This is a genomic window from Fontimonas sp. FW305-C-3 (assembly GCF_058783185.1).
This window is the reverse complement of the sequence record NZ_JBYSYK010000004.1, coordinates 628,364-639,302: the sequence shown is the minus strand read 5'-3', so window position 1 is coordinate 639,302 and position 10,939 is coordinate 628,364. Positions and strand designations below refer to the sequence as shown.

At 65.5% G+C, this 10,939-nt stretch carries 9 protein-coding genes; all 9 read left to right on the top strand.

Annotated features, from left to right (window positions below):
- Positions 1-272: 272 nt before the first annotated feature.
- On the top strand, positions 273-1,262 hold the full coding sequence (locus tag AC3WUF_RS18280) for a porin (protein ID WP_492428248.1): 990 nt from the start codon (positions 273-275) through the stop codon (positions 1,260-1,262).
- An 80-nt stretch (positions 1,263-1,342) separates the two neighbouring features.
- Positions 1,343-2,614, top strand: a complete 1,272-nt coding sequence (gene urtA, locus AC3WUF_RS18275; protein WP_492428246.1) for an urea ABC transporter substrate-binding protein — start codon at positions 1,343-1,345, stop codon at positions 2,612-2,614.
- A gap of 230 nt (positions 2,615-2,844) precedes the next feature.
- Positions 2,845-4,521, top strand: coding sequence for an urea ABC transporter permease subunit UrtB (gene urtB / locus AC3WUF_RS18270; RefSeq protein ID WP_492428444.1), 1,677 nt, complete (start codon positions 2,845-2,847; stop codon positions 4,519-4,521).
- Position 4,522: 1 nt separating this feature from the next.
- Positions 4,523-5,638: an urea ABC transporter permease subunit UrtC gene (urtC, locus tag AC3WUF_RS18265; RefSeq protein ID WP_492428244.1), complete on the top strand. Its 1,116-nt coding sequence runs from the start codon at positions 4,523-4,525 to the stop codon at positions 5,636-5,638.
- Between the two features lie 14 nt (positions 5,639-5,652).
- Positions 5,653-6,456: an urea ABC transporter ATP-binding protein UrtD gene (urtD, locus tag AC3WUF_RS18260; protein ID WP_492428442.1), complete on the top strand. Its 804-nt coding sequence runs from the start codon at positions 5,653-5,655 to the stop codon at positions 6,454-6,456.
- A 2-nt stretch (positions 6,457-6,458) separates the two neighbouring features.
- Positions 6,459-7,154, top strand: a complete 696-nt coding sequence (urtE, locus tag AC3WUF_RS18255) for an urea ABC transporter ATP-binding subunit UrtE (RefSeq protein WP_492428242.1) — start codon at positions 6,459-6,461, stop codon at positions 7,152-7,154.
- A gap of 448 nt (positions 7,155-7,602) precedes the next feature.
- Complete coding sequence (locus AC3WUF_RS18250) at positions 7,603-9,261, top strand: thiamine pyrophosphate-dependent enzyme (RefSeq protein WP_492428240.1); 1,659 nt, start codon at positions 7,603-7,605, stop codon at positions 9,259-9,261.
- Positions 9,262-9,292: 31 nt separating this feature from the next.
- Positions 9,293-10,387: an aminotransferase class IV gene (locus AC3WUF_RS18245; RefSeq protein ID WP_492428238.1), complete on the top strand. Its 1,095-nt coding sequence runs from the start codon at positions 9,293-9,295 to the stop codon at positions 10,385-10,387.
- Positions 10,388-10,408: 21 nt separating this feature from the next.
- Complete coding sequence (locus AC3WUF_RS18240; protein ID WP_492428236.1) at positions 10,409-10,927, top strand: P-loop NTPase family protein; 519 nt, start codon at positions 10,409-10,411, stop codon at positions 10,925-10,927.
- The last annotated feature ends 12 nt before the right edge of the window (positions 10,928-10,939 follow it).

Below are 10,939 nucleotides of genomic sequence, written 5' to 3'. Positions count from 1 at the left end.
AGTCGTCCTCGCCACGCACGGCGAATGATGCCGGGGTGCCCCGACTTTGCATCTACGTCAAATACCCCACCCCCCTACGCCAATTACCCCATACCGGCGGTCCGGGCCGCCGCCTAGCCTGTTCTGGCAATGGGGCGATGCTGCAAAACGGGGCACACGGGGTAGGCCAAGCAAGAACGATGCCGCCGACCCTGGCGAGGCATTCGCACCAAAGCGCAAAGGCCGACAACGGTGCTCGGCCGATCCGCTCAACCGAACAGGAGTGCAGGGAAATGTCCAGGGGTATGAACAAGATCAACCAGGTAACGCGCTGGGCATCGGCGCTGATGGCTGTTGGCGCGGCAGGGGTCATGCCGGTCGCTCACGCCGATATCGAGCTGGGCAACGGCATCAGCATCACCGGTTTTCTCGACATGTCGTATTCGTCGTTCAAGCCCGATGGCGGCTCGAGCACGGAAAGCATCGGCATCGACCAGTTCGAGACCGACTTCAAATATGCCGGTTCGGACGGGGTTTCGGCCCAGGTCGACATCGAGTACGGCGAAGGCTTTGACGGCAGCGACGACGAAACCTTCGTCGAGCAGGCTTTCGTCACCAAGGCATTCACCAAGGAGTTCAGCGTCAAGGTCGGTCGCTTCCTGAGCTACAGCGGCTGGGAAACCGAAGAGCCGACCGGCCTGTTCCAGTACAGCGGCACCGGCTATGCCAAGTATTTCTACGGCTACTACCAGAACGGCGTGTCGGCCAACTACAGCGGCAGCAAGTTTGCTGTCATGGGCTCTGCCGTCACCAGCGCCTTCAATCCGAACGACCGCAACAGCCTCGACGGCGTCGACGACAAGATGGGTTACGAACTCGGCCTGGCGCTGATGCCAGTCGAAGGTCTGACCGCGAAAGCCTTCTTCATCTCGGATGAGGACACAGACACCGACATCATCAACGCCTGGGCGTCCTACGCGGCCGCCGGCTTCACCTTCGCGGGTGAATACAACACCGCCGATTACGGCGACGCCGGTGAGGGCGATGGCTTCCTGCTGATGGCGAACTACGCCACCGGCCCCTTCGGCTTCACGGTCCGCTATCACGACTTTGAGATCGAAGACGCCGCCGGCGCCGTCACCGACGACGCCAGCGTCATCACGCTGTCGCCCAGCTACAAGGTCGGCGGCAACCTGCTGCTCGTGGCCGAGTACCGGATGGACAGTTCCGACACCAACGGCGACTCGGACACGTTAGCGCTCGAAGCGCTGTTCACGTTCTGATCCGAGCGCTCCGACGTCATCGCAAGCGCCAGACCGCATCGGCTGGCGCTTCATCCAGACCTCAACAAGGACAACCTGTCATGAAACTCAAAACCCTACTGACGGCCGTCGCGCTCGGCGCCGCCAGCTTCGCGGCGCAGGCCGCAGATACGATCAAGGTCGGCGTGCTGCACTCGCTGTCCGGCACGATGGCAATCTCCGAGACCACGCTGAAGGACACCGTCCTGATGATGATCGACGAGCAGAACAAGAAAGGCGGCCTGCTCGGCAAGAAGCTCGAAGCGGTCGTGGTCGATCCGGCTTCGAACTGGCCGCTGTTCGCCGAGAAGGCGCGCGAACTGCTCGCCAAGGAAAAGGTCGACGTCGTGTTCGGCTGCTGGACCTCGGTCTCGCGCAAGTCGGTGCTGCCGGTCTTTGAAGAACTCAACGGCCTGCTGTTCTACCCGGTGCAGTACGAAGGCGAAGAGTCGTCGAAGAACGTGTTCTACACCGGCGCCTCGCCGAACCAGCAGGCGATCCCGGCCGTCGACTACCTGATGAAGGACATCGGTGTGAAGCGCTGGGTGCTCGCCGGTACCGACTATGTCTATCCGCGCACGACCAACAAGATTCTCGAAGCCTATCTGAAGGCCAAGGGCGTCAAGGCTGAAGACATCATGGTCAACTACACGCCGTTCGGTCATTCCGACTGGCAGTCGATCGTCTCCGACATCAAGAAGTTCGGCGCCGCCGGCAAGAAGACCGCCGTCGTCTCGACGATCAACGGCGATGCCAACGTGCCGTTCTACAAGGAACTCGGCAACCAGAAGATCTCGGCCGAAGACATCCCGGTCGTCGCGTTCTCGGTCGGTGAAGAAGAACTCGCGGGCCTCGACACCAAGCCGCTGGTCGGCCACCTCGCCGCCTGGAACTACTTCATGAGCATCGACACGCCGGAGAACAAGGCGGCGATCAGCACCTGGCACAAGTTCATCAAGGACGACAAGCGCACCTTCAACGATCCGATGGAAGCGACGCTGATCGGCTTCAACCTGTGGGCCAAGGCCGTCGAGAAGGCCAAGACCACGGACGTCGCCAAGGTCAGCGACGCGATCATCGGTCTGAAGACGCCGAACCTCACCGGCGGCACCGCCGAGATGCTGCCGAACCACCACCTGACCAAGCCGGTGTTCATCGGCGAAATCCGCGACGACGCGCAGCTCGACGTGGTCTGGCAGACCAAGGGTGAAGTGGCCGGCGACGCCTGGAGCGACTACCTCGACGGCTCGAAGGACATCGAAGCCGATTGGGTCAAGCTCAAGTGCGGCAACTACAACACCAAGACCAAGAAGTGCTCGGGTCAGAACTTCTGATCTGAAGCCCTCTGACCGGCGGCGGATCTAAGCCCCCCGCCGCCGGAACGATCACCTCTGAGAACGGTGACTGGGTGACGTCGCAGCGGCCCACAAAGCGACGTCACCCCCTTCTCAGGGTTTCCGTTTCGCGCATCACAAGGATGCTTCGCTCAGTTGCCGGCACGATGTTTGCGTTTGCAACTGATCAAAACGTCTTGCTCCTCTCCAGCTCACCGACCGTGAACGCCATCGCCATTCCCATCACGCGCACGACCCGGCCGCGCACCCGCTGGCTTGCGGTGCTGACTCTGGCGCTGCTGGGCTTTGGCCCGGCCCAGGCGCAGGAGGCCGCCGCCGAGCCGGTCATCGCAGAATCGCCGGCACCGGGCGACTTCGCCGCGATCATCGCCGCGCTGCCCGAGGCCAGCTTCAGCGACAAGGAAGCCGCCGTCGCGCAGATCATGGCCTCGGGCCATCCAGGCAGCCGCGCCGTGCTGGCTGCGCTGCTCGACAACAAACTCTATGCGCGCAAGGCCGACGGCCAGTGCGTGATCGTCGCCAACGACAGCGACCCGGCGCGGCTCCAGCTGGTCAGCCCGCTCGACGGCAGCGCGCTGGCGCCGGCCGCCGACAGCGACCTGAAGAAGATCGGCACCAACAACCGCCTGCGCAAGGTGCTCAAGGGCGCGATTGCCCAACTCGATCTGAGCAGCGACGACGTCGATGTCCGCGTCAAGGCCGTGCGCGAGATGCTGCGCGAGCTGGACGAGCCGACGATCGTCGCGCTGCGTGCGCGCGCGACGGTCGAGGACTCGACCCGCGTACGCAAGCAGATCGACATGGGGCTGGCGATTGCCGACCTGGCGTCCGCCGACGCGGCAGTCCGTCGCGCCGCGGTCATCGCGCTCGACGGCCAGCTCAGCGACGAGGCCTACAACGCGCTGCGCGATCTGTCGGAGCAGGAAACCGAAGCCGACATCCGCAGCGCCGCCCTCGCGGTGATGCGCAGCATCGACAACTGGCGCGGCGTCTACGGCAGCGTCGAGACGCTGTTCTTCGGCCTCAGCCTCGGCTCGGTGCTGGTGCTGTCGGCGATCGGCCTGGCGATCACCTTCGGCGTCATGGGCGTCATCAACATGGCGCACGGCGAGCTGATGATGATCGGCGCCTACACGACCTACTGCATTCAACTCCTGCTGCCGAATCACATCGGCCTGTCGATGGCGATCTCGATCCCGGCCGCCTTCCTGGTCTCCGGCGCCTTCGGCGTCGCGATCGAGCGCGGCATCGTCCGTCATCTCTATGGCCGGCCGCTGGAAACCCTGCTCGCGACCTTCGGCCTGTCGCTGATCCTGCAGCAGCTGGTGCGCTCGATCTTCTCGCCGCTGAACCGCTCGGTCGCGACGCCGGAGTTCATGAGCGGCCAGCTCTACATCAACGATGCGCTGAGCCTGACCTACAACCGCCTGTACATCGTCGTGTTCGCGCTGCTGGTGTTCTTCCTGCTGCAGCTGGTGCTGCGCCGCACGTCGCTGGGCCTGAAGATCCGCGCCGTGTCGCAGAACCGCGCAATGTCGCGGGCGATGGGCATTCGTTCGGAATGGATCGACGCCGCCACCTTCGGCCTGGGCGCCGGCATCGCCGGGGTCGCCGGGGTCGCACTGTCGCAGCTGACCAACGTCGGCCCCAATCTCGGCCAGGCCTACATCATCGATTCGTTCATGGTCGTCGTCTTCGGTGGCGTCGGCAATCTGTGGGGCACGCTGATCAGCGGCATGACGCTCGGCGTCGTCAACAAGCTGCTCGAACCCTACGCCGGCGCCGTGCTCGCCAAGATCCTGGTCCTCGTCGCGCTGATCCTCTTCATCCAGCGCAAGCCGCGTGGCCTGTTCCCGCAGAAAGGCCGTGCCGCGGAGGGCCATTGAAATGCGCTTGACCCTGTTGCGCGACGACCGCGGCGGCAACACTTTCCTGACCGTGCTGCTGGCCGTCTCGGTGCTGGTGCCGATCCTGCATCTGGCCGTGCCGGAAGGCTCGCCGCTGCATTTGTCGACACTGACGGTGACGCTGCTCGGCAAATACCTGTGCTACGCACTGCTCGCAGTCGCGGTCGATCTGATCTGGGGCTATTGCGGCATCCTCAGCCTCGGCCACACCGCGTTCTTCGCGCTCGGCGGCTACGCGATGGGCATGTACCTGATGCGCCAGATCGGCACGCGCGGCGTCTACGGCGATCCGCTGCTGCCCGACTTCATGGTGTTCCTCGACTGGAAGGAACTGCCGTGGTTCTGGCACGGCATGGACATGTTCTGGTTCGCGATGCTGATGGTCGTGCTGGCGCCGGGCATCCTCGCGTACATCTTCGGCTGGTTCGCCTTTCGCTCGCGCGTCACCGGCGTCTATCTGTCGATCATCACGCAGGCGCTGACCTATGCACTGCTGCTGGCCTTCTTCCGCAACGAGATGGGCTTTGGCGGCAACAACGGCCTGACCGATTTCAAGGACCTGCTCGGCTTCGATCTGCAGGCGAGCACGACACGCGTCAGTCTCTTTCTCTGCTCGGCCGCCGCGCTGGCCGGCGGCTACCTGGTCTGCCGCTACATCGTCCGCTCGCGCCTCGGCCGCGTCATCGAGGCGATCCGCGATTCTGAAGCGCGCGCGCGCTTCATCGGTTACCGCGTCGAGAACTACAAGCTTTGGCTGTTCACGTTCTCCGCGGTGCTGGCCGGCATCGCCGGTGCGCTGTACGTGCCGCAGGTCGGCATCATCAATCCCGGCGAGTTCGCGCCGATCAATTCGATCGAAGTCGTCGTCTGGGTGGCGATCGGCGGGCGCGGCACGCTGTACGGCGCCGTCGTCGGCGCGATGGTCGTCAACTACGCGAAGACCGTGCTGACCGGCGCGCTGCCTGAAATCTGGCTCTATGCGCTCGGCGGCCTGTTCGTGCTCGTCACGCTGTTCCTGCCGCAAGGTGTCGTCGGCGTCCTCAAGACCTGGAGCCAGCGACGCAAGCCGGCCGTGATCGCTGGAGCGCCGGCATGAGAGCTTCGCCCTCGATGCTGGAGCGCGTGCGGCTGTCCAACCCGTTCCGTGACAAGACGCCGCCGCCGCTGGACCTGACGCACAACATCATTCTCTATCTGGAAGGCATCACGGTCAGCTTCGACGGCTTCCGTGCGCTCAACAACCTGAACCTGTACATCGAGAAGGGCGAACTGCGCTGCATCATCGGACCCAACGGCGCCGGCAAGACGACGATGATGGACGTCATCACCGGCAAGACGCGGCCCGACGAAGGCACCGCCTGGTTCGGCCAGACCGTCAACCTGCTCGACCTCAGCGAACCCGAGATCGCCCAGGCCGGCATCGGCCGCAAGTTCCAGAAGCCGACGGTGTTCCAGGAACACAGCGTCTTCGAGAACCTCGAGCTGGCGATGGCCGGCGACAAGTCGGTCTGGAAAATCCTCTTCGCGAAGCTGACACCTCAGCAGCGCGACCGCATCGACGAAGTGCTGACCATCATCGGCCTGCTCGAACATCGCGGCGCGCGCGCCGGCAGCCTGTCGCACGGCCAGAAGCAGTGGCTGGAGATCGGCATGCTGTTGATGCAGGAGCCGACGCTGCTGCTGGTCGACGAGCCGGTCGCCGGCATGACGCCGCAGGAAACCGAGCGCACCGCCGAGCTGCTGGTGTCTCTCGCCGGCCGGCATTCGGTCGTCGTCGTCGAGCATGACATGGACTTCGTCCGTTCGATCGCCCGTACCGTCACCGTGCTGCATGAAGGCTCGGTGCTCGCCGAAGGCTCGATGGAAACCGTGCAGAACGATCCGAAAGTCATCGAAGTCTATCTAGGCGAATAACGATGCTCGCAATCCGGCAACTCAACCAGTTCTACGGCGGCAGTCACACGCTGTGGGACATCGACCTCAAGGTCGAGACCGGCTCGCGCACCTGCCTGATGGGCCGCAACGGCATGGGCAAGTCGACCTTGCTGCGCTGCGTGATGGGCCTGCTGCCGGTCAGCGCCGGCGAGATCCTGTTCGATGGGCAGAACCTGCTGAAACTGAACGCAGACGCGCGCGCTGCACTGGGCATCGGCTTCGTGCCACAGGGGCGCGAAATTTTTTCGCAGCTCACCGTCGAGGAAAACCTGCGCACGGGATTGATCGCCAAGCGCGAACGTCCAAGCGATGCGCTGGAACGCGTCTACACGACCTTTCCGGTGCTCAAGCAGATGCTGCGGCGGCGCGGCGGCGATCTGTCCGGCGGCCAGCAGCAGCAGCTCGCGATCGGCCGCGCCCTGCTGCTGCAGCCGCGCCTGCTGATCCTCGACGAGCCCTGCGAAGGCATCCAGCCGAACATCGTCGCCGAGATCGGCGACCTGCTGATCCGGCTCAATCAGGAGACCGGCCTGACCGTGCTGATCGTCGAGCAGAAACTGCCGTTCGCTCGCCGTGTCGCCAGCGATTTCCGCATCCTCGACAAGGGCCGCGTCGTCGCCAGCGGCGAGATCGGCCAGCTCAGCGACGACATGGTTCGTCATCATCTGACGGTGTGAGCTTAGAAATTAGAAAAGGCAAGTTCGTTTCCTTCTCCCTGCGAGCGGGGAGAAGGTGCCCGCAAGGGCGGATGAGGGGCGGGTTCGCAGATGAGATTTGTTGCGTCCGCCTGCCCCTCACCCCAACCCTCTCTCCGCACGCGGGGAGAGGGAGTTCCTGCGTGAATCTTCGACGGCATATACGCCACGGCTGATCCAATTCCGCTTGACGCCGAATCTGGCGCGCGATTAATCTGCCCGCCTCAGAAGCCGAAACACCCAATGAACCTTTTCCAGAAAGCCGTCCATGTAGCCATTTGGAACGTCGCCGCAAGCGACGCGCCGTAGGGGACGCTTTTCGTACACAAAACCCCCGCCGGCGCTAAGACCGGCGGGGGTTTTCAGTTTCTGACACCACCGGTCCAAAGCTCCAGCGGGTTCCACGCAACAGGAACCGCAGGAACGCAGCATGGACATCAACGGTGCTGAACTCATCACCCGTCATCTCGAGCGCGAAGGCCTTGCACAGGTCGTCGGCGCGCACACGGCCGCCGGCGGCAATGCCCTGCTGCCGCTCTATCGCGCGCTCGCCGATTCCAAACTGATCCATGTACTGGCCCGTCACGAGGCCGGCGCCGGCTTCATTGCGCAGGGCATCGCGCGCCGCAGCGGTCGCGCTGGCGTCTGCCTCGTCAACGCAGGTGCCGGCCTGACGCAGCTGCTGCCGGTGCTCGCCGATGCGAATGCCGACGGCGTGCCGCTGATCGCGATCTGCGCCCAACTGCCGCAGGCGGATGGCTCGCACGGCGTGCGTACCGGCCATCTGGTCGACTCGATCAGCAAGGCGCAGTTCGAGATCCGCGCCGTCGAGGATCTGCTCGACGTGCTGCCAGAGGCGTTCCGCATCGCCGAGTCGGATCGCAAGGGGCCGGTCGTCATCGACGTGCCGCAGGCCGTGCTGGTCGAACGCATCCGCCTGCCGGCACTGCCGGCGCCGGCCGCCCGCACGACGGCGGAACCCGCCGACGCCCTGCTCTTCAATCGCGCCGCTGCGATGATCGATGCCGCGCGCCGGCCGCTGCTGCTGCTCGGCGATGGCGTCGTGCAGACCCAGGCGCAGTCTGCCGCGCTGAGCCTGCTCGAGCAGACGCATCTGCCGACGCTGATGAGTCTGCCGGCGCTGGGCACGCTGCCCGAACGGCACCCGCTGTCGCTGGGCCTGTCCGGCGCACTCGGCAAGCGGGCGAGCCAGAAGGCCGTCGAGGAATGCGATCTGCTGATCGCGGTCGGTTGCCGCTTCGACGAACGAGCCACCGCCAGTGCGCGGCGGCTGGCGCCGAATGCGCGGCGCCTGCACATCGAACTGGAGGCGCGCGAGCTCGCGGCGCTCGGCGCCGAGGATCTGGGCATTGTCTCGGAGGCGGGTGCTGCGTTTGCCGCGCTGGCCGAACGCGTGCGTCCGCAGTTGCGCGGTCGCTGGCATGCGCAGATCCGCGCGCTGCAGCAGCATCTCGCCGAGCCGGAAGCGGACTTCGACGATCTGCGCCAGCCGTCGACGCTGATCCGGGCGACAGCCGCGGCGATGGGCGCGGACACGACGGTGATTGCCGATTCCGGCGAGGCGCAGAACTGGGTCGCGCAGCATTATCCGTTCATGCGCGCACAGCGCTGGCAGGCGTCGAGCCATCTCGGCGTCAGCGGCTTTGGCATCGCCGCGGGGATCGGCGCCGCGCTGGCGTCCGGCGACAACCGCGCCGTCGTGTTCTGCACCGAGAACAGCCTGCTGATCAGCCTGCAGGAGCTGACGACGCTCGCCGATTTGCAGCTCGACGTGAAGATCGTCGTGCTCGACAGCAGCGCGCTCGGCCTGCTGCGGCGCCCGCAGGACGTGCTGCTGCAGCGACGCACCATCGGCGCTCTGTACGAACGGCCGCCGTCGGTGTGCGGCATCGCGGAATCGTTCGGCATCGCCACGCTCGATCTCGGCCTCACCGACAAGGCGCTGCCGCGCTTGCGCGAGGCATTGCGCCAGCCGGGGCCGCTGCTGATCCGCGCGCCGGTCTTGCGCGCCGAGCAGGCCGCGCCCCTGCTGATGCTGCAGCAGAACGAACTCGAAACCCTGCACTGAACCCGTCAATCACTTTTACCGGAAGTCCGACATGCAACTCTCCACTGAAACCGCGTTACCGACTCACCTGCTCGCCAGCCGCCCACCTGACTGGCCCGAGCCCGAGGCACTCGGCTTCGGCCAGTACCTCGGCCCCTACCTCGTCGAATCGCAGCACCTCGACGGCGCCGGCTGGAGCGCACCGTGCCTGACGCCGCGCACCGCCAGCTCGGCAGCGATCGCCGGCGGTGCCGTGCAGTACGGCCTGTCGGTGTTCGAAGGACTGAAGGCGTATCGCGCGGCGGACGGCAGCCTGCATCTGTTCCGCATCGATGATCACATCGCCCGTCTGCAGGCCAGCGCGCGACGCCTCGGCATGCCGCCACCGCCGGCGGCGCTGTGCGCACAGCTGTTCGATCTGGCGGTGCAGATGCATGCGGCGCTGATCCCGCCCTACGGTCGCGGCTCGCTGTACCTGCGCCCGACGGTGTTCGCCGACGAGGAATGCCTGGGCCTGCGTCCGGCCAGGCGTCATCGCCTGAGCATCGTCGTCACGCCCTGCAGCGATCCGCTGCTCAAGCGCCTGCGCCTGTGGGCCGAGCCCGAGCTGATCCGCGCCGCGCCCGGTGGACTCGGCGCGGCGAAGACCGGTGCCAACTACGCCGCCGGTCTCGCCGGCCTGGTGCGTGCGCGCGAACGCGGCTACGACGATGTGGTCTGGCTCGACGCCTTCACGCATACGCAGCTCGGCGAAGCCGGCACGATGAACCTGTTCGTGCAGATCGGCGATGAAGTGCTGACGCCGGCGCTGGACGGCACGATCCTCGCGGGCATCACGCGCGACAGCGTCATGCAGTGGCTGCGCGCCGAAGGAACGACCGTGCGCGAGTGCGCGATTTCGCTCGACGATCTGCGCAACGCGAGCCTGGCCGGAACGCTCGGCAGCGCTTTCGGCACCGGTTCCGCCGTGCGCGTCTCGCAGATCACCGCGATCGGCGACGGCGAGCATGACTTGATGTTCAAGGACACCGGCCTCGCCGCTCGCGTCTCGCAGGCACTGAAGCAGATCCAGGAAGGCAGCGAGCGCAAGTACGCGCACTGGCGCACGCCGGTCGTCGATCCGCTGGCGCTGGAAGCGGCCGCCTGAGCTTCGGACGAGATCGAGCGCGTGAAAAGGGTCGCGGTCTTCGGCAATGCCGGCGGCGGCAAATCGACGCTGGCGAAAGCGCTGGCTGCGGAGCTGCGCTTGCCGCTGTTCGCACTGGATCGGCTCTGCTGGAATCCCGGCGGCGGCGCCGTGCCGGCGGAGATCTACCGGCAGCGGCACGCGGAGATCCTGACGCAGGACACGTGGGTGATCGACGGCTACGGCGACCTGCAGACGACCTGGCAGCGTCTCGCCGCGGCCGACACCCTGGTCTATCTGGACCTGCCGCTAGCGCTGCATTTCTGGTGGGTGACGAAGCGGTTCTTCAAGGGATTTTTCGTCCTGCCGGAAGGCTGGCCCGAAGGCAGCCCGATGCTGAGCAGCACCCTGAGCGGCTACAAGGTGCTGTGGCTTTGTCACCGACGGCTGACGCCGAAGTATCGGGCATATGTCCAATCAGCCGCGGCGACACAGGCGGTGCATCACCTGCGTTCGCCCGCGGAGATCAGACAGTTTGTCGGCCGGATCAGCCAAACGTAGCCCGGATGAAAT